Origin of the sequence: Mesorhizobium shangrilense (assembly GCF_040537815.1) — a bacterium.
Classification (GTDB): domain Bacteria; phylum Pseudomonadota; class Alphaproteobacteria; order Rhizobiales; family Rhizobiaceae; genus Mesorhizobium; species Mesorhizobium shangrilense.
This window is the reverse complement of the sequence record NZ_JBEWSZ010000003.1, coordinates 54,684-76,374: the sequence shown is the minus strand read 5'-3', so window position 1 is coordinate 76,374 and position 21,691 is coordinate 54,684. Positions and strand designations below refer to the sequence as shown.

General features: G+C 59.6%; 23 protein-coding genes and 2 pseudogenes. 17 read left to right on the top strand and 8 right to left on the bottom strand.

Annotated features, from left to right (window positions below):
* Window positions 1-82: 82 nt before the first annotated feature.
* From ABVQ20_RS29480 to ABVQ20_RS29465, 4 genes are all read left to right on the top strand, one after another.
* Window positions 83-1,291 (top strand): trans-sulfuration enzyme family protein, encoded by a 1,209-nt coding sequence (locus tag ABVQ20_RS29480; protein ID WP_435528454.1) that lies wholly within the window; start codon window positions 83-85, stop codon window positions 1,289-1,291.
* A gap of 58 nt (window positions 1,292-1,349) precedes the next feature.
* Entirely contained in the window at window positions 1,350-2,252 is a 903-nt protein-coding gene (locus tag ABVQ20_RS29475) for a dihydrodipicolinate synthase family protein (protein WP_354463231.1), read from the top strand.
* Window positions 2,253-2,285: 33 nt separating this feature from the next.
* A complete protein-coding gene (locus tag ABVQ20_RS29470; RefSeq protein ID WP_354463230.1) occupies window positions 2,286-2,930 on the top strand; it encodes an FMN-binding negative transcriptional regulator in 645 nt (214 codons plus the stop codon).
* A gap of 169 nt (window positions 2,931-3,099) precedes the next feature.
* Entirely contained in the window at window positions 3,100-3,990 is an 891-nt protein-coding gene (locus ABVQ20_RS29465; protein WP_354463229.1) for an alanine-tRNA synthetase second additional domain-containing protein, read from the top strand.
* Between the two features lie 520 nt (window positions 3,991-4,510).
* Here the strand turns inward: ABVQ20_RS29465 and ABVQ20_RS29460 are convergent.
* Window positions 4,511-4,756, bottom strand: coding sequence for a hypothetical protein (locus ABVQ20_RS29460; RefSeq protein ID WP_354463475.1), 246 nt, complete (start codon window positions 4,754-4,756; stop codon window positions 4,511-4,513).
* Between ABVQ20_RS29460 and ABVQ20_RS29455 the strand changes: the two genes are divergently transcribed.
* The 4 genes and pseudogenes from ABVQ20_RS29455 to ABVQ20_RS29440 all read left to right on the top strand — a co-directional run.
* Window positions 4,637-4,921, top strand: coding sequence for a hypothetical protein (locus ABVQ20_RS29455; protein ID WP_354463455.1), 285 nt, complete (start codon window positions 4,637-4,639; stop codon window positions 4,919-4,921). The two genes, ABVQ20_RS29460 and ABVQ20_RS29455, sit on opposite strands and share 120 nt — an antisense overlap.
* The gene (locus ABVQ20_RS29450) at window positions 4,833-5,123 is read left to right on the top strand and encodes a hypothetical protein (protein ID WP_354463228.1); all 291 of its coding nucleotides are present in this window, start codon (window positions 4,833-4,835) and stop codon (window positions 5,121-5,123) included. Before ABVQ20_RS29455 ends, ABVQ20_RS29450 begins: the two co-directional genes overlap by 89 nt.
* Window positions 5,120-5,698, top strand: a complete 579-nt coding sequence (locus ABVQ20_RS29445) for a thiamine pyrophosphate-dependent enzyme (RefSeq protein WP_354463454.1) — start codon at window positions 5,120-5,122, stop codon at window positions 5,696-5,698. The genes ABVQ20_RS29450 and ABVQ20_RS29445 overlap by 4 nt, the downstream gene beginning before the upstream one ends.
* Window position 5,699: 1 nt before the next feature.
* Window positions 5,700-5,852, top strand: a pseudogene (locus ABVQ20_RS29440) (aldolase/citrate lyase family protein); the annotation flags it as partial.
* Window positions 5,853-5,914: 62 nt separating this feature from the next.
* Here the strand turns inward: ABVQ20_RS29440 and ABVQ20_RS29435 are convergent.
* Window positions 5,915-6,889: a LysR substrate-binding domain-containing protein gene (locus ABVQ20_RS29435; protein ID WP_354463227.1), complete on the bottom strand. Its 975-nt coding sequence runs from the start codon at window positions 6,887-6,889 to the stop codon at window positions 5,915-5,917.
* A 103-nt stretch (window positions 6,890-6,992) separates the two neighbouring features.
* On the opposite strand from ABVQ20_RS29435, the gene ABVQ20_RS29430 reads away from it, so the two are divergent.
* The 5 genes and pseudogenes from ABVQ20_RS29430 to ABVQ20_RS29410 all read left to right on the top strand — a co-directional run bounded on the left by ABVQ20_RS29430 (window position 6,993) and on the right by ABVQ20_RS29410 (window position 10,516).
* On the top strand, window positions 6,993-7,196 hold the full coding sequence (locus ABVQ20_RS29430) for a hypothetical protein (protein ID WP_354463226.1): 204 nt from the start codon (window positions 6,993-6,995) through the stop codon (window positions 7,194-7,196).
* 104 nt (window positions 7,197-7,300) lie between these two features.
* Window positions 7,301-7,845 (top strand): annotated as a pseudogene (locus ABVQ20_RS29425) (amidohydrolase family protein); the annotation flags it as partial.
* Between the two features lie 40 nt (window positions 7,846-7,885).
* Entirely contained in the window at window positions 7,886-8,638 is a 753-nt protein-coding gene (locus tag ABVQ20_RS29420) for an SDR family NAD(P)-dependent oxidoreductase (RefSeq protein WP_354463225.1), read from the top strand.
* Window positions 8,639-8,657: 19 nt separating this feature from the next.
* Window positions 8,658-9,497, top strand: coding sequence for a transketolase (locus ABVQ20_RS29415; protein WP_354463224.1), 840 nt, complete (start codon window positions 8,658-8,660; stop codon window positions 9,495-9,497).
* Window positions 9,494-10,516: a transketolase family protein gene (locus ABVQ20_RS29410; protein ID WP_435528445.1), complete on the top strand. Its 1,023-nt coding sequence runs from the start codon at window positions 9,494-9,496 to the stop codon at window positions 10,514-10,516. Before ABVQ20_RS29415 ends, ABVQ20_RS29410 begins: the two co-directional genes overlap by 4 nt.
* Window positions 10,517-11,469: 953 nt before the next feature.
* Here ABVQ20_RS29410 and ABVQ20_RS29405 read toward each other — a convergent pair.
* On the bottom strand, window positions 11,470-12,363 hold the full coding sequence (locus ABVQ20_RS29405) for a LysR family transcriptional regulator (RefSeq protein WP_354463223.1): 894 nt from the start codon (window positions 12,361-12,363) through the stop codon (window positions 11,470-11,472).
* Between the two features lie 371 nt (window positions 12,364-12,734).
* Between ABVQ20_RS29405 and ABVQ20_RS29400 the strand changes: the two genes are divergently transcribed.
* On the top strand, window positions 12,735-13,166 hold the full coding sequence (locus ABVQ20_RS29400) for a DoxX family protein (RefSeq protein WP_354463222.1): 432 nt from the start codon (window positions 12,735-12,737) through the stop codon (window positions 13,164-13,166).
* An 85-nt stretch (window positions 13,167-13,251) separates the two neighbouring features.
* Here the strand turns inward: ABVQ20_RS29400 and ABVQ20_RS29395 are convergent, their stop codons facing one another.
* Window positions 13,252-13,428 (bottom strand): hypothetical protein, encoded by a 177-nt coding sequence (locus tag ABVQ20_RS29395; RefSeq protein WP_354463221.1) that lies wholly within the window; start codon window positions 13,426-13,428, stop codon window positions 13,252-13,254.
* Window positions 13,429-14,185: 757 nt separating this feature from the next.
* Here ABVQ20_RS29395 and ABVQ20_RS29390 point away from each other — a divergent pair.
* Window positions 14,186-15,418, top strand: a complete 1,233-nt coding sequence (locus ABVQ20_RS29390) for a lysine N(6)-hydroxylase/L-ornithine N(5)-oxygenase family protein (RefSeq protein WP_354463220.1) — start codon at window positions 14,186-14,188, stop codon at window positions 15,416-15,418.
* Window positions 15,325-15,582: an FAD-binding protein gene (locus ABVQ20_RS29385; RefSeq protein WP_354463219.1), complete on the top strand. Its 258-nt coding sequence runs from the start codon at window positions 15,325-15,327 to the stop codon at window positions 15,580-15,582. The genes ABVQ20_RS29390 and ABVQ20_RS29385 overlap by 94 nt, the downstream gene beginning before the upstream one ends.
* Window positions 15,583-15,861: 279 nt before the next feature.
* Here ABVQ20_RS29385 and nolL read toward each other — a convergent pair whose 3' ends face one another.
* Entirely contained in the window at window positions 15,862-16,980 is a 1,119-nt protein-coding gene (gene nolL / locus ABVQ20_RS29380) for a nodulation factor fucose acetyltransferase NolL (protein ID WP_354463452.1), read from the bottom strand.
* A gap of 307 nt (window positions 16,981-17,287) precedes the next feature.
* Between nolL and ABVQ20_RS29375 the strand changes: the two genes are divergently transcribed.
* A complete protein-coding gene (locus ABVQ20_RS29375; RefSeq protein ID WP_354463218.1) occupies window positions 17,288-17,512 on the top strand; it encodes a hypothetical protein in 225 nt (74 codons plus the stop codon).
* Window positions 17,513-17,724: 212 nt separating this feature from the next.
* Here the strand turns inward: ABVQ20_RS29375 and ABVQ20_RS29370 are convergent, their stop codons facing one another.
* The 3 genes from ABVQ20_RS29370 to ABVQ20_RS29360 form a co-directional block, all read right to left on the bottom strand.
* Window positions 17,725-18,372, bottom strand: a complete 648-nt coding sequence (locus ABVQ20_RS29370) for an FkbM family methyltransferase (RefSeq protein ID WP_435528453.1) — start codon at window positions 18,370-18,372, stop codon at window positions 17,725-17,727.
* A gap of 1,258 nt (window positions 18,373-19,630) precedes the next feature.
* Window positions 19,631-20,584 carry a GDP-L-fucose synthase family protein gene (locus ABVQ20_RS29365; protein WP_354463216.1) on the bottom strand — a complete coding sequence of 318 codons (954 nt, stop codon included), beginning with the start codon at window positions 20,582-20,584 and terminating at the stop codon, window positions 19,631-19,633.
* Window positions 20,585-21,237: 653 nt separating this feature from the next.
* Window positions 21,238-21,690 carry a hypothetical protein gene (locus tag ABVQ20_RS29360; RefSeq protein WP_354463215.1) on the bottom strand — a complete coding sequence of 151 codons (453 nt, stop codon included), beginning with the start codon at window positions 21,688-21,690 and terminating at the stop codon, window positions 21,238-21,240.
* Between the last annotated feature and the right edge of the window lies 1 nt (window position 21,691).

The window sequence follows — 21,691 nt, the reverse complement described above, 5'->3', positions numbered from 1 at the left end:
ATATAAACCAGTCTGAGCGCATCCTGCCGAAAATCCAAGAGGACACCACAGACCGATGACCCGCACGACCGATCCAACTAAAATGTATGCTCCGGAGCGGTCGCAGAGCGGCGCTGACCTCGGCTTCGCCACCCGCGCGATCCATTTTGGCTACGATCCGGTCGGATTTTCGAACGCAGTCCAGCCTCCGGTCTTCCTGACCTCCACATACGGCTTCGAGAGCGTGGCGGCAAATGAGGCGGCGGCCGCGCTCGGTGGCAGGCTCTATGCTCGCGAATACAATCCGACAACGGAAATCCTCGAGAAACGGCTGGCCAACCTGGAGGGGGCCGAGGCGGGTCTGGTCGTGGCATCCGGGATGGCGGCTTTTGGTACGCTGATCCTGTCGCTGCTGTCCCAGGGTGATGAACTCGTCGTGCACCAGACGCTCTACGCGAACACGCTTGCCATGGTCGAACAGGCGGTCCCGCGTTTTGGCATCAAGGTCGTGGCGGTCGATCTGTCCGAGCCAGACAATCTCGATGGCGCGATCACTGACCGGACCCGGCTTGTTTTCTTCGAGACCCCGGTCAACCCGCTGAGCCGCATCCTCGACATCGCGGCAATCGCCGAACGCGCACACGCGCGCGGCGTGAAGGTGGCGGTCGACAGCACCTTCGCCTCGCCGGCGCTGCAGCGACCGCTGGAACACGGCGCCGATATCGTCATCCACTCACTGACGAAGTATATCAATGGCCATGGCGATGCTCTCGGCGGGGCAATCCTTGGTGACGCACAGACACTTCATACGCTGCACGAAACCGGCTTGCGCTACATCACCGGAGCGGCGCTGTCACCGCTCTCGGCGTTCCTGATCCTGCGCGGACTGAAGACGCTGACGCTCCGCATGGAGCGACACAGCGCGACGGCTCTTTCGATCGCGCAAGCGCTTGAGGCGCATCCTGCGGTGGCCTGGGTGAGCTACCCGTTTCTCGACTCGCATCCCGATCAGGCGATTGCCCGAAAGCAGATGTCCGAGGGATCAGGCATGTTGGCTTTCGGCCTCCAAGCGGGGTTCGAGGGCGCGCGTCGCATGATGGATAGGCTCAACCTGGTCACCCGAGCGGTCAGCCTCGGCGACGCCGATAGCCTCATCTACCATCCGGCCAGTCTGACACGTGCCCGTAAGAACCTCCGCAAGGATGCCCATCTTGCCGATGGCGTAGGCGAGGACCTCATGCGTCTCTCGGTCGGTCTGGAGGACGCCGGCGACTTGATCGCCGATCTGAGGCAGGCGCTGGACCTGCTCTAATGAGCCGGTCCCCATCCTGGCGTACTGGCGCATTCATGCGGGAATCTGGAGCAACGCAATGGCATTCCTGAGCGGGCTTTCCGCATTCCCCATCACGCCGAGTGATCGTGACGGCCGCGTCGATACCAGGGCCCTGCGCAAGCTGGTTACACGGCTTTGCGCTGCAAAGGTCGATTCCATCGGCCTGCTCGGCAGCACCGGCACCTACATGTATCTATCGCGCGAGGAACGCCGGCGGGCCCTGGCTGAAGCTTTGGGGGAAGCCGGTGGGCTGGCGCCGGTCGTGGTGGGCGTGGGCGCGCTACGCACCGACGAGGCGGTAAAGCTCGCGCAGGACGCCAAGGCCCTCGGCGCTGCCGCGGGGTTGCTTGCGGCTGTCTCGTACGCTCCGCTCACCGATGACGAGGTGTTCGAACATTTCTCGACTGTGGCGCGCGAAGGCGGCCTTCCGGTTGTCATCTACGACAATCCCGGAACGACGCATTTCCATTTCACGCCGACGCTTGTCGGCCGCTTGGCCAGGGTGCCAGGGATCGTCGCCATCAAGAATCCAACCGACAAGAGCGAAGCCATCAAGGGCCATCTAGCCGGGCAGAGGAGCATCGTGCCGGAACGCTTTTCGATCGGCTATAGCGGCGACTGGAATGCCACCGAAGCCATGATCGCCGGCGCCGACACCTGGTATAGCGTGCTGGGTGGCATCCTGCCGGAGGTCTGCATGACGATTGTCAGGGCGTCGCAGGCGGGCGATGCGGCCGAAGCACGTCGCCTCGACGCCGCATTGACGCCAATCTGGGATCTCTTCAAGCAGTTCTCCAGCCTCCGCGTCGTCTATGTGCTCGCCGAATTGCTCGACATTTGCCGCGCGGAACCCCCGCGCCCGATCCTGCCGCTCTCCGCTGTAGCAAAGCGTCAGATCGTCGAGGCGCTGGAACGCCTGCCGACGGGCATTTTCCGATAAACCGCGAACCCGATCCACAGTGAAGGAACCTTCATGTATATACCTCCGCATTTCGACGAACCCAGCCGAGAAGCCCTTTACGAACTGATCGAGAACAACGCGCTCGGCGTGCTGATAACCCATGGACGCAGCGGGCTTGACGCCAACCACATCCCCTTCGTACTCGACACGTCGCAAGGAGAAAACGGTACCCTTCGCTGCCACGTCGCACGCAACAATCCGGTTTGGCAGGACGTGGCGACCGGCGATGAGGTGCTTGTGGTGTTCCGCGCCGGCGACGCTTACATCTCGCCGCAATGGTATCCAAGCAAGCAGGAGTTCCACAAGCAGGTGCCGACCTGGAACTACATCGTCGCACATGCATATGGACGGATCACAATCCACGACGATGAACGCTATGTCCGCCGCAATGTTGCCAAACTGACTCACAGGCACGAGGCGACCCAGCCTGTCCCGTGGAAGATGGGGGACGCGCCTAGGGATTTTATCGACACAATGGTCAAGGCGATCGTCGGTCTCGAGATCGAGATCACCAGTCTTGTCGGCAAGACCAAGCTCAGTCAGAACAAAGAGGTCCGCGATATCAGCAAAGCCGGCGAAATGCTGAACGCCCAAGGCGACCGGCGCCTCGGTGAGGCCATGCTTGCCGCCGCTGCCCGGAAGTCCGAACAGGACTGAGTCTTCATCGCATCGGGATAAGACTGATTGCGGGAAGTCGGCAAGCACCTTCCCGGCTAGGATGAGCGCCTTCACTAATCTCGCCTCTTACCGAACTTGAGGCAGGGCGCGTCTCATTCTTAGACCAAAATAAAAACTGGATCCGGCGTATCGGAAAGGCAGCAGAAGCATGAAATTCGACACTTCGATGAAGGCCGGCACCTTCGTGACCTTCCCGGGTGGTGCGCTTACCGGACAAGGCAGGATCGAATTTGCAGCGCCTTGTGCAGATGGTTGGCTCGTCGTCGCGGACCGAACGCCAGTGCATCCTGTCAGCTTTCGTTGGCCGGACCAACCCGCCGATCTAGGTCAGATCACTTTCGCGGATGGAGTAGTGGTTGAGATTGCGGATGCCTGGACAGGCCTGGTCGATGCGGGCGCCGGGGTGCTGGTGATTGGGGAGGAAGCAAAAGCCGTCAGGAAGGGCGAGGGGGAGTGGCAGGGCGTAGTAATTCATATCGTTCAGTCAGATCGTGACCTCGGTGCCTATATCGGTGAGGAAGCACGCTTCACGGTTGAACCGCGTAGACGTAAGGCGCTATCGGTACCGCATACGGCGGCGCATCTTGCCGCGTTGGCACTGAATGCGGCTTCAGTTCCTTTCTGGACGAAGGATTTTGCGGATCGCGATGCGCTTGGGCGGCCAAATCTCGACAAGGCCGCAATAGAGAAGTCCTTGATCGAGCCGGGTGTGTCCACGGATGTCTTTCGTTTGGGCAAGTCGCTCAAGAAAAAGGGCTTTGACCGTGACGCTTTCCTCAGCAAACTTGATATCGTCGGTGCGGAAATTAGCGGAACGACAGATCGCTGGCTGGAAACGAACGCGTTGGTCAGTTTGACGCCTTCCGAGGGATCGCTTGATGAAATTCGGCAGTGGCGATGCAACCTCGATGGCACCGAGGTCATCATCCCTTGCGGAGGGACCCATGTAGAGAGGCTTTCGGATATCGGTGATGTAAAGATCACGTTGGCGCCCTCAGAGGACGGCTTTGTTATGACAACACACGCTCGAGAAGCGTAAATCTTCGCCGAATTTTGCAAACTGGACGCTTCGATTAACGTGCTGATTGAAGCGTGACCGCGCAATTCGGTGTGCAAGAGCGTTCATCGCGCCGCAATTTTTTGCTCCGCTTGGTTCGCGAACTGTCATGTCCGGATTGGTGCGCGCCGATGTCCTGCAATTCGTCGAAGCTCGTCCGGTCACTAACTCAAAGGGATGCTTGTCCTTGGGCCATTGTGGAAGGCCGATGCAGCAATGCTGCGCTTAGCCTACCAGCTTCGCTTGCCGAATATGCGTTCGATGCCGGCACGGAGATGAGCAGGCGATGTTTTTGCCGCGCGCCGGCCCGATCCGGTCTGGCAGCAGGTCAAGAATTTCGGCGATCCGACGCTCACCGTCAATGACGGAGTCAAGTCGATCTCGCGCTATTGGGACCGCGTCATTCATCCCGTGCAGATCCTGGGCTCTCTCCTCAGGCAGTTTCCGTCATGCTCGATTCGGTAACGGCCGGCCCGGCATTCATCGGCCTTTGCCAGGATGTTCAGGAGATGCTTTCGATTATCCGGAAGCATTCTTCACGCGCACAGTGCATGGCATTTCGCGCCAACGCCCCGACAAGGCCTCGGTCGCCGATGCCGTCGCGGCGTTGTCTGCGGCCGAGCGGCCGCTGATCCTCGCCGGCGGCGGCGTGCGCTACTCCCTTGCGGAGCGCGAGGTGCTGGATTTCGCCCGCCGTCGTGGAATTCCGGTTGCCGAAACCATTGCCGGCAAGGGAACGCCGGCCCATGGCGATCCACTTTCGTTGGGTGTTCTCGGGGTTCCGGGAACCGCCGCAGCCATGCCGCCGCCGGGCGGGTGCCGACATGGTGTTTGCTCTCGGAACGCGGCTACAGGATTTCATCACCGGGTCGTGGACCGTGTTCGCGCCAGAAACACGGTTCGTTTCGCTTAATACCGCTCGCTTTGACGCCGTCAAACATCGTGCGCTCGCGATCGTTGGCGACGTGCGCGAGGGCCTCGCCGACATCGACGATGGCCTTGGCAACTGGCGGGCGAACCCGGAGTGGCTGGCGCAAGGCCAGGCTGACATGGCGAAATGGAATGCGCTTGTCGACCAACATCAAGCGCCTGACAATGCCTTGTCGGCGAACTGACCAAGGGATGGCAGGTCACCAGCACCTATGGCTTCGACTGCGAGATGGGTTCGTCGACCATAGGCTACGAGATCGCCGGCGGCCGGGGTGCCGCCATGGCGCGCGAGGATGGCGACGTCTTCGTCATGCTCGGTGACGGTTCCCACATGATGATGAATTCCGACATCCATTCGAGCGTCCTGACAGGCCACAAGATCATCGTCGTCGTTTGCGACAATGGCGGTTATGCGGTGATCAACCGCCTGCAGACCTTCAAGGGCAATCGTCCGTTCAACAACCTGATTGCCGATTGCCGCGTCAAGGAGCCGTTTTCTGTCGATTTCGCCGCGCATGCGCAAGCGATGGGTGCCGCGGTGCAACGGGTCGACGCGCTTGCCGATCTGGCCGCTGCGATCGCCTGGGCTAGGGAGCAGGATCGGGCCACGGTGCTCTCCATCAAGGTCGCTGCCGATCGCTGGACGCCGGGCGATGCCTGGTGGGACGTCGGCGTGCCCGAGGTTAGCGAACGCTTCGAGGTGAGGACGGCCAGGCAAGATCATCAGGCTGGGCGGAAGCGCCAGCGCCAAGGGGTCTAGCATGCTGAAACCCGGCAACAGTTTCAAACGCGGCCTGGAAGACCGCCGCGCTCAATCTGGTCTTTGGGTCAGCTTCTGCTCGCCGGCATCGTCTGAGATCGCCGCTCATTCGGGCGCAGACTGGATCCTCGTCGACATGGAACATGCCCCGGCGGCGTCTCTGAAATCCCTTCGTCCGGCGCTGTCCTTTAAATCGTTGCTGCCCAGCTTGTCGTGCTACATGGATGTGCCGAAATGCGGTCGTCGTTCGAACGATATGCGGAGTTCCTTATCCGACAGAAACTGGCGAGCCAGATCGGTATCGCGCTTGCCGACCCGGGACACCCATTCCGAAAACAGGCGAACCGCGCGCCGGTTCATGTGCCGCGAAGGACAGACCAGCCAATATCCCGGAAACTCTATGACGTCGAACTCGGTTGAGACTGGCACCAGCGAGCCCGACACAAGATCCTCGAATGCGATCGACGTGCTTTCCAGGACGACGCCTGCGCCATCCTTCGCCAACTGAACCGACATTGACGACCGATCGAACCGATAGGGATACGTCATGCGGGCGCCTTGGACGCCGTTGCGCGGCAGCCAATAGTCCCACCGGAAATAGGCCTTCACACTGTCGATCAACCGCGCATGGCGAAGCTGCTCGCGCGGATCCGGTGAGTTCGCGCGCAGTTCGGCGAGATAGGACGGCGAACACATCGGCAGGATCAGGTCGTTGACGACGCAGTTCGAGTAGAGACCGGCCCAGCCTCCGTCGCCATAACGCAGATCCAGATCGATAACCTCCGTTTCGAAATCCGAGAAGTTGGGCGTGGCGTCCACTCGCAAGTTCCAGCTCGGATAGTCCTTGCTGAATTCGGCCAACCGAGGTGCCAGCCACTTCTCGCCGAAAGAAGGACTGACGCGGATACTGAGCTGGAAGCTTTCGCGCTGCCGCACGATGGCGTTTCGCACCTCGCGTATGGATTCGAAGGCCTGTGTGGTGGTCTGGAAAAGCCGTTCGCCGTCGATGGTCAGGGAGAGATGGCGCTTTTCGCGCTGAAAAAGCCGCACCCCGAGTTGGTGTTCAAGCAGCCGAAGCTGCTGGCTGACCGCCGAAGGTGTCACCCGCAATTCCTGCGCGGCCTTTGCCACGCCGCCGAGGCGCGCAACCGCCTCGAAATGGGTCATCGAATTGAACTTGAGGTCCGACATCGTTCTGGTCAGTTAAGTTCAGCTACACAGAATGTTAAGAAACGAGAATTGAGCCGAATGTCAATCGGTCGCATGATCCTGCGGTCTCGGGAGGAGATACAGGATGGAACCGGGTTCAGCCCAAAGCTTGGGCAGTGCCGGCAATGTGCCGGGAGTTGGACAGGCATTAACCAGGAAACCGCTGATCGAAGCTTCCAATGTCGAGAAGAGCTACGGCGCGACACGGGTCCTTCGCCGGGTGAGTTTTCAGGTCCGGGCTGGCGAAATCCACGCGCTCCTGGGCGGCAACGGCGCATCACGGGGCTGACCTCTCGCGATGCCGGCGACATTGGCTTGCGCTCGTCAAAGGCCGGCCGCACCAACCCGATCATCGCTGTGGTGCATGACCAAGGCCAAGTCCTGGGTCACCGGAGCGGCATCCGGCAGTCGATGAATTATCATGCTGACCCCGCCAAGACCTATCAGGCGCGGCCAAAGGTCAGCCGGACGCCAGAATGGCGGCGTGGCTTCCGGGAACTGACGAAGCGCCGGCTGAGTTTCGACCTGCAAGTCTACTACCCGCAGATGGGCGAGTTTCTCGAGCTCGCGCGCGATTTTCCCGACGTGCAGATCATTCTCAACCACACCGGCATGCAGGTCGACAGCCCTGAGCATTTCGACGCCTGGAAAAAGGGCATGCAGCGATTGGCGCAGGCGCCGAACGTCGCCTGCAAGATCTCCGGCCTGGGCATGGGCGACTGGTCCTGGACCACGGCGTCTATCCGTCCCTACGTCGAGGAAGCGATCGCGGCCTTCGGCGTCGACCGCTGCATGTTCGCGACGAACTTTCCGGTCGACAAGCTGTTCTCGAGCTTCGACACGATCATGAACGCCTTCAAGGAGATCACGCGATACTACCCGCACAGGAGCGGCTTGCGTTGTTCCATGACAATGCGGCCCGGTATTATCGGCTCTAGATCATCCGCCGAAACAAGTGAAATAGCAGGAGACTTTGACATGTTGCTTAAGGGCAAGGCCGTGGTGATTTCGGGTGCCGCGAGCCCTCGGGGAATTGGCCGCTCCACGGCAATGCTGATGGCGGAGCAAGGCGCGCGCATCGCTATTCTTGACCTCGATGAGGAACAAGCCCGTGACGCAGCCGCTTCGCTCGGCGCCGAGCACATTGGCCTCGCCTGCAACGTCGCCGACCTCGATGCCTGCAAGAAGGCTGCTGGGGAGGTGACCGAAGCCTTCGGCAAGGTCGACGTGCTCTGCAACATTGCCGGGATCACGCAGCCAGTAAAGACACTGGATATCGGCCCCGCTGATTGGGACCGCATCCTCGATGTCAATCTGCGCGGCGTCCTCTATCTCAGCCAGGCCTTCATCCCGAATATGCGCGAAAATGGCGGTGGCTCGATCATCTGCATGTCGTCGGTTTCGGCCCAACGTGGCGGTGGCATCTTCGGCGGCCCGCATTATTCGGCCGCCAAGGCGGGCGTGCTCGGGCTTGCCAAGGCGATGGCGCGCGAATTCGGTCCGGAAGGCATCCGCATCAACTGCGTCGCGCCGGGCCTGATCCAGACCGACATCACCGGCGGCAAACTGACCGACGCCATGCGCGCCGACATCATCAAGGGTATCCCGCTCAGTCGGCTGGGCGATGCGCGCGACGTGGCGGGCGCCTACCTCTTCCTTGCATCCGATCTGGCCAGCTACATCACCGGCGCCGTGATCGACGTCAACGGCGGGATGCTGATCCATGGTTGACGGGACAACGGAGATTGAGATGCCTCGCGCTGGCAGCAATGTCGGCCTTACCGAACGAGCCTATCGTATCCGTCGGCATGCCGTGCGCATGGGTCAAGTCCAGGGCCAAGGCTATGTCGGACAGGCGCTCGGTATCGCCGACGTGCTCGCCGTCTGCTATTTCCATGCGCTTCGCTACCGGCCGGATGACACATTGTGGGAAGGACGCGATCGCTTCCTGCTGTCGATCGGACACTACGCGATCGCACTTTACGCGGCACTGATCGAAGCGGGCGTGCTGCCTGAAGAAGAGCTCGAAACCTATGGCACCGACGACAGCCGCATGCCGATGTCCGGCATGGCGGCGTATACGCCCGGCATGGAGATCACCGGCGGGTCGCTCGGCCACGGCCTCGGCATTGCGGTCGGCATGTGCCTGGGGCTGAAACGCAAGCGGAGCGACAGTTTCGTCTACAATCTTTTGTCCGACGGCGAGCTCGGCGAGGGCTCGACCTGGGAAGCCACGATGTCGGCCGCGCACCACAAGCTCGACAATCTCATCGCCATCGTCGACTTCAACAACCTGCAGGCCGACGGTCCATCGACAGCCATGCTCTCCTCCGAGCCGGTAACGGACAAGTTCGAGGCGTTCGGCTGGCACGCACAGCGCGTCGACGGCAACGACATCGAAGCGGTACGCGTGGCCTTCGACCTGGCGCGCGGACTTAAGGAACCTCGCCCCCGCGTCATCGTCTGCGACACTCGCATAGCCAAGGGCGTGCCGTTCCTGGAATCCCGCGACATCGCGCATTTCATTCGGGTCGAGCCACACGAATGGACACTGGCCCTCGATGCCTTGGAAAAAGGACGTCCGCAGTGAGGCTGTCAAAGTTCGCGCCGCGCCAAGCCGTCAACGCGGGTGAGCGCAAAACCACGTCGGCGATGATCGCGTCGATCGCACCGGATGGCATTCCGACTCGCAACGCGCCGTTTGGACAGACCCTTGCCCGATTGGCGCATCAGCGGCCGGGGATCGTCGGGCTGACAGCGGACCTCGCGAAATACACCGACCTCCATGTCTTTGCGCAGGAGTATCCGGACCGTTTCTATCAAATGGGCATGGCGGAGCAGGTGCTGATGAGCGCTGCCGCCGGACTGGCGCGGGAGGGTTTTACGCCCTTCGCCACGACCTACGCCGTCTTCGCATCGCGACGAGCCTATGATTTCATTTGCATGGCGATTGCCGAGGAGAATCTCGACGTCAAGATTGTCTGCGCCCTGCCGGGGCTGACCACCGGTTACGGTCCCAGCCACCAGGCGACGGAAGACATCGCGATCTTCCGCGGCATGCCGAACCTGACGATCATCGATCCTTGCGACGCGCTCGACATCGAACAGGCCACGGAGGCGATCGCGGACCACAAGGGGCCGGTCTACATGCGGCTTTTGCGCGGCAAGGTGCCGCTCGTGCTCGACGAGTATGACTACACATTCCAGATCGGAACGGCGCGGTTGCTGCGCGACGGTGCGGACGTGCTGTTCATTTCCAGCGGCCTGATGACCATGCGTGTTCTGGAGGCCGCAAAGGTGCTGGAAGCTGACCGGATCGGCTGCGCCGTGCTGCACGTGCCGACGATCAAGCCGCTCGACACGGAAGCCATCCTTGCCGCCGCGCGCCAGCCGGGACGGCTGGTGGTGGTCGCCGAGAACCACACGATCATCGGCGGGCTGGGCGAAGGCGTTGCCGCCCTGCTGATGCGCGAAGGCGTGACCCCGATCTTTCGGCAAATCGGCCTGCCCGACGAATTCCTCGATGCCGGCGCGCTGCCGACACTTCACGACCGCTACGGGATCTCAACCGCCGAGATCGTGCGCCGCGTCCGCACGTGGACGGAATGAAATCAAGTACCCGTGCCATCAATCAAATACCCGCGCCATGTGGCCAGCGCTGGAGGCCCTCGCCCCGATGTCAACGGGACAGTGGACAACCGCTGGAGGGCATCCGATGAGGCTCAGCGCCTGCACATGCCCCATGGCGCGGTTCGAAACGAAGCGGATCGGCGCATCCATCTCTCGTGTTGTTTAGGACACGGGCCACCTTTGGGAAGCCAGCTTAAGCCAGCATGACGATAGGCCTGTTGGTCGACACCCAACCACCGTGCCGCCCAACGGCAAGGTCAAGGATTGATATCAACGATATGAGCCGATCGGCTCCGCAAGATGCCCCTTTTCAATCGGACGTTTGCTCATCCGAGGGGCGCAGTGATTTATTCGCTTCCAGGAAATCGATGGTAATTCGCATCATTTCGATGCGACGATGCGCACACTTTCTATCTTGCTGCCGTTTTATTCGCCCTAAGACGGATTTAGCATTGTCTCACCCACGTCGCTAACGGTGATGGATGCGATCCGCAGGGTCAATGAGCGGAAGATAAGCCTCGCGCGGAATGCCTGCATCGGCAGCGTTTCGTAGATGTTCGTCGAAACGCGTGTCGACCCGGAGACTCTCCTCCTCAAGAATTCCGCCAACGACCACCAGGTAGTCAAAGCGGCGAATATCTCCAATCCTCTCGTGGGGTGCGACAGCAGGACCATTGGTACGGGGAGCAGAACGGCCCAGAGTGCAGAACGGCGCAGGCCCATGGCGCGCTCCGGTGACACTGTCGAGCGCGAACCGATATCGCCCGCCGCGCCAGTCGCCGAGGCTCGCGCGATGTGAGGACGGGCCATCTATTCGGTTGAAAGCCTGCCCGACATCATCGCCCCAGAGGAAGCCGTCTCGATCCGCCGGCCGTCGCGGTCAGACGAGCATCAGAATAAGCCACCTTTTCACGGACTGACTCCAATTCGCGCTACCATCTGTGGGAAACGAATTTTTCGATCAGCCACACTGCAGCGGGACCCAGTGCCTTTTCCTTCCGGTAGGCGATAACCAATGGGAAGCTTGGCATCAAATCAGAGCCCTCCCACCTGTCTGGTCTCAGCTCGATCAACCGTGCGGCGGCAATATCCCCCTCAACCCGTGACCGTGGCATCGAACCCCAGCCGACGCCCGCGAGTATGAGGTCGTATTTCGTCTGAAGGTCGTTGACGCGCCACCGGTTGGCTGCATGCACGCCATAGTCTCGCCCACTGTCAACTTGGGGAGCCGGGCTGATAACCAATTGGGTGTAGTCACGCAGTATCGTTGCGCTGAACGTCCCATCAATTTTGCCAAGCGGATGCGTTGGTGCCGCGACCGGGACCAGATCGATTCGACCGCACACCCGCCGTTCGAATTCATCAGGTTGGCGCTCGGCAAGCAAACCCAGGTCAGCAGTTCCGTCGCGCAATGCTTTGGCCGCAGCATCGAAGGTTTCGGTCAAGATGCGAATTTCAACGAAAGGGAAAGCCTGGGTGAATTCCCCAAGCACACGGCTCAGCAGGATCGCTGGCGTGTAGGATACAACGGCCAGGGTGAGTTCTGCCTCGAGCCCCTTTGAAATTCCTTGCGCGTGGTGCCGCCAATCTGCGACGTCGTCAAGAATCCGCCGTGCGCGCGGTAACAAGGCTTTACCCGCTTCCGTGAGAACCGGGCGGTAGGCGGAGCGATCAAAAAGAGGGAACCCGCTCTGTTCCTCCAATTTCTGAATTGTATAGGTGATCGCCGACTGCGCCCGATTCATGCGGCGAGCAGCAGCGGCAAAGCTGCCTTCTTCGACGATCGTGACGAATACCAAGAATTGATCGAGGGTGAGCGCGTCCATAGTCATGCCCAAAGATCTGAACGTTTTTCAGAGACCATCCGAGATTCCCGCGATCCACCATTCCCGATGCCGAGTGCGCGTAGCCATCTGCCCCACAGCCCCGGTCATCCCCGACTTCGCTTCCATCGATTGTTGGCCAGAAGCCTCTGCAAGGACCAGCGCGCAGACCGTCGGCATAAGGCTCGGATCGCCATGTACAGCGACTATATCAGTTTATTTGAATGACTACACCGAAATTTGATCGCTTTCTTTGGTGGTGCTGCGGCCTAAAATCATCCGAACAGGCAGGAAGTAACGCGCCCAGCCGGCGTATGTGCTGGCTACCTTGCCTGCGCCCCGACTGGTGCTTTTCAGCCTTATGGAGTTATCGGATGTCAAATACGTTGAGTTTTGCGCCTACACAGCCGGCAAGGAAGCCGCTGCGAGCCGGGCTGTGGGTCGCCCAATTGCTCGTTTTCACGTCCTTTACCCTGTTTGGCGGCATGAAGCTGTTCATGCCGGTCGATCAATTGGCGGCAATGTGGGTCTGGCCCGGTGCAGTGCCCCCATGGTTCCTGCACCTTATGGGCTTCATCGACTTTGCGGGCGGGTTTGGCGTGCTTTTACCTGCACTGACTCGGATTCAGCCACGACTCACCGTTCTGGCTGCACTTGGTTGTGTGCTGCTGCAAATCGCTGCGATAATCTTTCATTTGTCTCGTGGTGAAGCCTCGGTCGTGCCACTCAACATCATCCTACTCGCCCTTTCCATGTTCATCCTTTGGGGCCGCGGGAAGAAGGCTCCCATCCCGCCGCGCGGATGAGAGTCCGAGAGAGTGAGACCGCAAGCTGTCCGATTGCTTCGCCATCATGTCCGGGTGGCTGACTCCTCGCACCCGGAGTTGCACCTCAGGAGAGGCGCGCCAGCCAAATGCGGGCGGCCGTCACAGTCCTGAAGTCCTCGGGCAGGCCGAACTTCTTCGGCGAGATCGCTTGCGGAGCCCGTCGATCAATCGACGGCTTGCCGAGGTCCGCCGCCGTGAGTGCAGCGGTTGCCACCGGTTCGCCAACGGGGGTCTGGCGCATGTCAGGACACCCGGCGGTCCAACAAGCCCTGCGCTTCGACGAGTTCCGTCTTCCCGTCTCTATGTCTCCGCCCAAGCTTAATTCGGTCGACCCCCGTGGTTCGCGACCCGTATGCCCGGCAGCGGGGGAGGGGGAGGCGCCGCTGTGAGGCGTCCGCCATCTGATCAATGTCGGATTTCCGACAGTGTCGGATTTCCGATTGCACATCAATACGCTAACTCATTGCTTTAATATAATTTTCGTCTCTGGCTCGGTCTTTGCACGGGAGTCTCCGAACGCATCAGCGAGACGTCGTCCCATGATCATGCTCACCGAAAATGCCGTCGCCGCCGTGAAGACTGCCCTCTCGGGTGCCGCCAGGCCGGCGGAAGGCCGAATACAGGGCCTGTACATGGATAGGGCCGCTTCCGTCGCGAGGAAACAGCCATTCCTACGGTCGGGGAGCCGCCAGTAGCCCCGTAAGATGCGCCCGACAGGTGGAGTGCCAGACCCGGATGACGCCGCGCCCCGCTGTCGATGCAACCGATCTTGAGACCGACGGCTCGGAGGCGCAGGCCTTTGGCTTACTCCCACATCCGGTCGGGACCGCGACTTGAGAATGCCCGTGAGAGGCGGAGTAAGCCCATGGCCGATATTCGCCGCGAACATGCCGCTAGTTTGGGAAACACCAATAGGAGCAAAGCAAGTGGAGCTTTCTTGCATTGGGGTCGGCGCTGGGCCGTCTAATTTGAGTCTTGCGTGTCAGATACACGAAGAAATGGGGCAAGGGGCGCTGTTCCTGGATCGGCAGGTCGACTTCCGTTGGCATCCAGGCATCGCATTCGTTTCCTCGGAGCTCCAGGTCAGCCACTTCAAGGATCTGGTCACGCTGGTGAATCCGCGATCAGCCTACACCTTCGTAAACTACCTGTACGAGAACGGGCGTCTGTACCACTTCCTGAACGCACAGTTCGAGGCCGTGCTCAGAGCTGAGTTCGAGCAATACCTGAACTGGGCCTTCCACAGGAACCCGCTTGTCCGTGGCGGCGAGACGGTGCGCGAAATCCGCTTTGACGGCGAGTTTCGGGTGCGGACGGATAACGCGGTTCTCGGCACCAGAAACGTCGTGGTCGGCATTGGCAAGCAGGCGCAAATTCCAACTCAGTTTCAGGGCTGGACTGGACGCAACCTGTTCCATTCATCTGTTTTACTGCACATCCATCCTGAGGTGCGGAAAAAGCATGTCTGCGTGGTTGGCGGAGGCCAGTCGGGAGCCGAGGTGTTGTTGCACCTTGTCGGCCTGTCGAAAGAACGGCGGCCTCGATCGATCACTTGGGTCTCGCAGCGCGAAAACTACCTGCCCATCGACAACAGCCCGTTCACAAACGAGTTGTTCATGCCCTGCGTTTCGGATCGTTTCGCGGCGATGAGCGAGTCGCAGCGCAAGCTGCTCTTGCGTCGTTTCGTGCTTGCCTCGGACGGCGTTTCGGAGACCTCGTTACGCGCAATCTATCAGGCGTTGTACCGCCACGCATTTATCGAGCCAAACCAATGCGACATCACGCTACGGCCGGGTTGCAACGTTTCGCGCTGCATCAACGCCGGAGCGGGTCACAGGCTGACCCTGCAGCGCGGAATGGACGATGTCGGTGAAGTTACGGCCGACATCGTCATCCTGGCTACTGGTTACCAGAAGGCCCTCCCAGACTTCTTGGAACCGATCGCGGGCCGGCTGGAGCAGATCGACAATGAGTTGGCCATTCGCCAGGATTTTTCGGTGCGCTGGGACGGACCGCATGGCAGACGCATCTTCGTACAGAACGCGAGCCTCGGGCAGCGCGGGCTGGCTGATCCGAACCTAAGTCTGCTGGCCTGGCGCGCGCGTCGCATCCTCGACAGCCTTCTGGGGCGAGCGCGATGCACGAAACCCGAGCACCGTGGCTTCATCAGCCGCACCTCCATCGAGAACTGGCCCGAACCCGTGGCCGAAGAAATGGGCAGCGGGATATGACTCGTCGACTACTGATCATCGGCGGAGGCATCCTAGGAATGATGTCCGCCTCCGCTGCGGCGAAGGCCGGAGCCTTCTCCGAAATCATCGTGACCGAACAAGCCTTCGGATCCATCGGCGCATCGCATTATTCTGGGGGCGTGCATTTCCCCGATGCGGCCTGAACCGCTTCGGTTCTCACGGGGTCAGCGTGAGCGTCGTGCTAGCGCCGTCAAGGCCGCTGTCGCGCCGCCTGCGGGCCGCCTGCGGGCCAGCCTTGACCGCGCGTAGCGCGCTGCTCACCGCACGCCGTGAGGTTGGGACGAACAAAGGGATGCCCGCTCCCGCTATGATCCTTTTTACTGAACTTGACGAACACAACTCTTTCCTCCCATGAAGTGCGGCTGTCGCTCTCGGCTCACAGGCTCCTGCCGCGCCCGCAGCCGCGCGTTGAGTTCAGATGGCTAACTGATCACAGATTGAGGTTTGAGCAGACTTGGGCGTGGTGGCGCCCCGACAACCCGCGACACGTAACCAAGGTCGCGCACCATCCTGCGAATTGTCATCGCTATGACAACAATCGCCACTCCAAGCACACTTGCGACCGCGATTCTGGTCGTGAGACCCCAGAGTTGTCCGAACTGTATCAAATCCATGAGGCGAAAGACGGCACCCTGGACCAGGTAGAGCAGCAGCGTGCTCTGACCAAGCTCCACCGCGACGAAGCGAGCTACTCGAGCTGAACAGCCGGCTCTCCAGCATTGGAACATAAACTGCATCGCCACTGCAGAAGCCGCTGCAGAGCCAGCGAACATCAGCAACACTTGTTTAGCTGACTGTCCATCGTGAACTAGAACAAGATTGTTGTAGGCGTAAGTCTCCTTTCCCCAAGCAAGGAAGCACAGGAAAGTTGCCATCGAGAGTAAGGCCATCAAAAGAGTTTTGGGGCGCAGAATGATACTCGTCAGCCATGCGGTCGACTGGGCAAACAAGAACCCAAAACAGAAGAACGGGTAAGTGTATCTCACCAACGGCATTATCGACGATGTGAGGGGCAAGAATGCGACCGCAATTGCGGATGCTCCTATAATCCACATCGATAAGTGATTGAAAGTGGTAAGAAGCTTAATAAGAAGGAAAGAAGCGAATGCCGCCCACATGAACCAGTATGTGCCAATGAACTCCTTCGAAAAATCCAACATTCCACCAGCTAAACCGCCCGTTTGAGAAACCACGGCGGACTTGGATATCCAGATTAACGCACACCAAACCAGCATTGGAAGTAGTAATTGCATCGCTCGATCGCTGACACCTCGAGTGAACGATTTTCGCAAAATTGCTCCAGAAGAAAGATATCCGCTTATCGCCATAAAGAGAGGCATGTGAAACATGTAAATTGACTTGAAATATGGCGACATCCAAAAGTTGTCAGTGTCTCTATATATTACTGACTGCAAAAGATGTCCAATTATTACCAAGATAATGAGTACGCCTTTGGCGAAATCAAAGACTAGGTCTCGGTTGTTTGTCCCTGCTGAGCGCGAGCCGGCACTCTTTCGCCCCGACGGCATGTGATCAAGCATAAGGCCTCTAGGTATCTTTGCGTCCATGCATTGTCCCGCGGATCACTACTTTCCGCCCTCTGGTGTTCTTAACGGAAGATTCCCGGTTGGTGACTTGCTGGACCGGTTAATTTCACGGAGCGGTGCACATTCACAGTCAAGGCTTTCGCGAGAAAGCGAGATCTCTCGAGCGGCGCTTAGGCTTTCTGGATCCGCACGTGCCGGGCTCTCCTCGGGCGACAGGGCGCCGCCGTTGGGATATTCGCTGGAAATGATGGGTATTAGGTAGGGGCACGGCGAGCGCGCCAGAGTCGGCGCAAAGTATCGAATGTTTGCGCGGATCGCGGCGGTATCCAGGGCCCACTGGCTGCAACCGAGCGGACGAAATCCCCATGCCTGGTCGCAAAAGTCGAGCGCAACGGCGGTCGAAATCATGTGTGGCAACATCCTCTCGCGATTGCGCCTGGTCAGTGAAAAGATGCCTTGCGGCGGCTCATCCATGATTCCGTTCGATTCATCGAGCTCGGCGAAGGCGGCGGTTCAGGTGGCCTAAAGCTGAAAGTTGGAGTCCTTCACGGGGACCAATTTCCCTTGCCTCGCCTCGCAGAACCTGTTTCCGGCGGATCTGCAAGGGCACCAAGGCTTCGGTCCAATCAAGCATGCTGCGACCGCTCACGGTGCGATCCTCGCACCCAAATCCAGCCGCTTGTGGATCTCCAATGAGGATGGAGGGCTGCAGCAGGACAGAAGCAGAACGGGCCTGTTCTAGAGGCTCGTATTCCTGAGCAAAACATCGCCCTCCACTCCGCGTGGATAGCGGGTCACCAATTCGAACGAAGGCAAAAGATCAAGAATGGCTTGCAGGGACAGCTGCCCTTCATAGAGCTCGTGGTCGCTATATTCCGTGTAGATAAAGCGCGTGTTGCTCAAGGTCTGTCTGCCGCCAGCAATGACATCTGACTCGGCTCCCTGCACATCCATCCAGATGAAGTCGATCTTGTTCAGGTTCGCTTCGCTGCACCAGTCGTCAAGCCTTCGAGTTTCAACTGGGATGGGGCGATCGAACCGAACCCAAGCATGTTCGACAAGATGATTCTTGGGTCGGCGTATCGAGCCAGATTGGTCCCATTCCTTTGCGCTTCCTTCTCCATTGCTTGGATGGAAATCAATCGTGCCATTTCGGTTGCTGAGCGCGATTTCAAACAGTTTCATCTTGTCCAGGTACGGATTCATGTTTTTCTTAAAGCGAGCAGCCGCACGAGGGTCTGGCTCAAAGCAGTAGAGCTGAGCCTTCGGGCAAAGCCTGAGAAAACGTCGCGCATCGGTTCCGTCATTGCAGCCGATGTCCAAGATGACGGGATCGGGTTTTTGCAGTAGTGAAACGATATGCTGATGTACTTTTAATGAAGAGATCGGTTCCTGCATATGTATTTCCATCGAACTTTACCCTCAACGCCTCAATTGCGCACGCGACATCCCTGGAAGGTATCAACCGGAACTCCGGGGGCTAGCGCCAGCCAACTGCGATTTGTTTCGAATGATCCCGCCTCGACCGCGCCGGTCGGTCCATGAATCTTTCGGAAGAAGTTGGACAGTTTGACTGGTCGGCGAGTGGCAGCTCGCATTCTCAGTAGACCTGTTCTCCCGGCCGACTCATATCCGCATTCTCTAAAATTCGTAAAATCGATTGTATTGATGGAACGCATCCGCACGATGGATGTATGGCAAGCCACGCCCTGTGATTGGCCGGGAGAGGACTACGGTTCGCCGGGTGGCGCTTACGCGGATCCGATCACGCTTCGAGGATGGACTAAGGGCGCATTTCTTCCAGGCCCAGTGTAGTGAGCAAACACAACGCTGACTTCGACCCATTCCGCGGAGGTGACATTCCGACGGCTTCGCCAAAGGCGGCTAAGGGCGATTGACAGCAAGGGCACCACCGACCTCCGGCTTCATGGGCTTTGGCCCCTGTATGGTCCGGGACAGTAAGCAATGTTGTCGTTAGCATCTGCCAATGCTCGAGGGCGGGACCTCGCGGCCAATCTCTCAGTTAGACGTTGTGCCATGTCCAACCGGAAATCGTGCGCATCCGGATAAACCGCCAACACGCAGAACGATGAGTCGATCGCTGGGGCCTTTCCGAGACCGAGAGCTTGCACGACCTCGGCATTGCGGCGTGCTGCTTCCAGTAGGCCATTGCGAACCATGTTTTGGGTTAGCAATTGCGGGCCTCTTTGGTGGCGGCGGGCGACGCTGGTCGCCCGGGCATCGGATCTGAGGATTCGACGCGTCAGCCGGGCGTTGAGCGCGTTTCAGATCATCTGCGCCATACAGTGGACTTGGCGGGTGGCGCCTCCGTCCTGAATTTGGATAAGGCGAGCCAATGCGAACATGGTGCGCTCCCGGCCGCGCCGGTCGGCGCCGTGAACCCGGAGTCCTGCCGCCTTCAACGTCGTGGCAGGTCGCACGCGGTCCCACGCCGGTCGCCGTCCGCAATATGCCCACGATGATGTCCCTGGCGTGTGCTAGCGGCCTAATTTGGGCGAACCAGGCCGTTAGCCGGTATATAAGTGCTTCACGCACCTCTCGCGGCGGCAATGCCAGATTTGAATGGCGCAGGAAAGTTGGAACCAGATCGAACATGCAGCCAGCCAGGCTGTGAGCATCAACGTCAAGCTTTATGATGGCGGAGAAAATCCTCGTACGTCGCTTGCAACCCGACACCAAGAGACGTTTTGGCTTTCCAGCCAAGAGTATGCAAGCGCGATACGTCCAGCAGCTTGCGCGGTGTGCCGTCTGGCTTCGTCGTGTCGAACACCAAATCGCCCTCGTAGCTGAGCGTCGTCTTAATCAGTTCCGCCAGTTCGCGAATTGTAACGTCCTCTCCAACGCCAACATTGATCAGCGGCGCGGTCGCGGGAGCCGTCAAGGCGCCAAAATCCGAATCCGGCAGGCCAAGCAGGAATGCAATGGCATCCCCTATATCCAAAGAGTACATGAACTCTCGCTGGGGCCCTCCGGATCCCCAAACCACGACCGAGGAGTCACCGTTCATTCTGGCCTGATGAAAACGTCGCATCAGAGCGGGCAGAACGTGAGAGTTGTCGGGGTGATAATTATCTCCGGGACCGTACAAGTTGGTCGGCATCAACGCGAGATAGCGCGTCCGGTACTGTCGGTTGAAAGACCAGCATGATTCAACGCCGGCTATCTTTGCCAAAGCGTAGGGTCGATTTGTCGCTTCAAGCGGACCGGACAGAAGGTAGTCCTCTCGTATCGGTTGCGGGCAATCCCGTGGGTAGATACACGAGCTACCAAGAAAGATCATCCGCTCAACGCCGGATGCGTGGGCGGCATCAAAAACGCTGACTTGAATCGCGAGATTGTTGTGAAGGAAATCAACCGGAAAGCTTGCGTTGGCAAGAATTCCACCAACCTTTGCGGCGCACATAATGACGTAATCCGGTCTTTGCGACATAAAGAACTCGCGGGTCGCGGTCCGATCGGAGAGATCCAGTTCGTCGTGGGTCCGCGTTATTATTTCATACGATTCTAAGGCCGCGAGGGCTCTCACTGTGGCGGATCCAACAAGGCCGCGATGGCCCGCTACATAGACTTTTTTCATGTCTTCATTCTCATCTGCTTACGTTTGTATTTCGGATGGAGCTGGGCAGCCTGCATGTCACGTTCACCGCCGGCTGCCAGAGAAATCGGGTAAGCGCCTATGCACTTGGGGAACCTCGTCGCGTCGAGCCAACGCGATGTAGCTTGCGCAGAGCGCGGAAGAACCCGGCCGCATGGACATGCGCCTCGGTGATGTTCGGCGTACACGAGAAAACACTCCTCGGAGCGAGCGCGAATACTAATAACTATTCTTAGGGCCCATCCTTGAATTGTTCCTATGCAACGTTCCGCAAGATTGGTGAAATCGTTTGTTTCGATGAAGCGCATCCACGAGTTGGATAGCCGCGGACAAGCTTCAACGGCTTGACCTAAATTTCGTCCTCGACGCGGAAATAATCGCAGACGGCGGCGTCGCTAGGCGTCACGCTTCTACCACTCGCCCGAAATGTGTTCTGGGCCGTCGGCCTAATTTGCGCCTCGGCGCACGCCGCGCCAGGTAAAGGGGACGGAACGGTGATCGGGCGGAAGCAGCCACCGTCTCGATCGCCTCCGGCCTGGGCAGGAGGCGTGCCGGCCGCGGCCAAATCACCGGGCCAGGTGTCATCGATATTCGTGCCGTCGCCATGCGCCTTACGGGTCGTTCCGGCACGCCGCTCAACGGGCACCATGCGCCAAAGACGATCCGCGCCGATGCGATTGGCGATCGAATCGATGAGAGTGGAAACGTCCGCCTTCTGCTCCGCAACGAGCGGTGAAGAGCGTGTCAGAAACGAGTGGCTCGGTGATTGTCGCCCCAAGGCGTTCGATGCCGATGCCGGAATCGACCTTGGCGATCTTGTCGGAGTGGAGGGGCCGGGCACTTCGGCTCGCGCAGGGGCTGCGCCGTGCCGACGCGGATCGCCTCGATGCGGTTGTCGTCGCTGTGGAAGAAGAGATCAAGGCGCCGAGCGCCGAGGCCTTATCGCTTCGCGCGTCGCGGAGCTGGACCACCAGCTTGGCGGTATAGCGCGTCTGCTTCGTCAGTGCTTGCACCAGGCTCGCAGATTTCAGGGCTACCTCAGCAAGGCGGCCGTCACCGTGGGAATGCTTTGCGGGGGAGATCGGCAAC

Excerpts from the sequence above, each read along its gene's own strand:
- ABVQ20_RS29480 (WP_435528454.1), top strand. The coding sequence starts at position 83 with ATGTATGCTCCGGAGCGGTCGCAGAGCGGCGCTGACCTCGGCTTCGCC.
- ABVQ20_RS29475 (WP_354463231.1), top strand. The coding sequence starts at position 1,350 with ATGGCATTCCTGAGCGGGCTTTCCGCATTCCCCATCACGCCGAGTGAT.
- ABVQ20_RS29470 (WP_354463230.1), top strand. The coding sequence starts at position 2,286 with ATGTATATACCTCCGCATTTCGACGAACCCAGCCGAGAAGCCCTTTAC.
- ABVQ20_RS29465 (WP_354463229.1), top strand. The coding sequence starts at position 3,100 with ATGAAATTCGACACTTCGATGAAGGCCGGCACCTTCGTGACCTTCCCG.
- ABVQ20_RS29460 (WP_354463475.1), bottom strand. The coding sequence starts at position 4,756 with ATGGGCCGGCGTTCCCTTGCCGGCAATGGTTTCGGCAACCGGAATTCC.
- ABVQ20_RS29450 (WP_354463228.1), top strand. The coding sequence starts at position 4,833 with ATGGTGTTTGCTCTCGGAACGCGGCTACAGGATTTCATCACCGGGTCG.
- ABVQ20_RS29435 (WP_354463227.1), bottom strand. The coding sequence starts at position 6,889 with ATGTCGGACCTCAAGTTCAATTCGATGACCCATTTCGAGGCGGTTGCG.
- ABVQ20_RS29430 (WP_354463226.1), top strand. The coding sequence starts at position 6,993 with ATGGAACCGGGTTCAGCCCAAAGCTTGGGCAGTGCCGGCAATGTGCCG.
- ABVQ20_RS29420 (WP_354463225.1), top strand. The coding sequence starts at position 7,886 with ATGTTGCTTAAGGGCAAGGCCGTGGTGATTTCGGGTGCCGCGAGCCCT.
- ABVQ20_RS29415 (WP_354463224.1), top strand. The coding sequence starts at position 8,658 with ATGCCTCGCGCTGGCAGCAATGTCGGCCTTACCGAACGAGCCTATCGT.
- ABVQ20_RS29405 (WP_354463223.1), bottom strand. The coding sequence starts at position 12,363 with ATGGACGCGCTCACCCTCGATCAATTCTTGGTATTCGTCACGATCGTC.
- ABVQ20_RS29400 (WP_354463222.1), top strand. The coding sequence starts at position 12,735 with ATGTCAAATACGTTGAGTTTTGCGCCTACACAGCCGGCAAGGAAGCCG.
- ABVQ20_RS29395 (WP_354463221.1), bottom strand. The coding sequence starts at position 13,428 with ATGCGCCAGACCCCCGTTGGCGAACCGGTGGCAACCGCTGCACTCACG.
- ABVQ20_RS29390 (WP_354463220.1), top strand. The coding sequence starts at position 14,186 with ATGGGGCAAGGGGCGCTGTTCCTGGATCGGCAGGTCGACTTCCGTTGG.
- ABVQ20_RS29385 (WP_354463219.1), top strand. The coding sequence starts at position 15,325 with ATGCACGAAACCCGAGCACCGTGGCTTCATCAGCCGCACCTCCATCGA.
- nolL (WP_354463452.1), bottom strand. The coding sequence starts at position 16,980 with ATGCTTGATCACATGCCGTCGGGGCGAAAGAGTGCCGGCTCGCGCTCA.
- ABVQ20_RS29375 (WP_354463218.1), top strand. The coding sequence starts at position 17,288 with ATGTTTGCGCGGATCGCGGCGGTATCCAGGGCCCACTGGCTGCAACCG.
- ABVQ20_RS29365 (WP_354463216.1), bottom strand. The coding sequence starts at position 20,584 with ATGAAAAAAGTCTATGTAGCGGGCCATCGCGGCCTTGTTGGATCCGCC.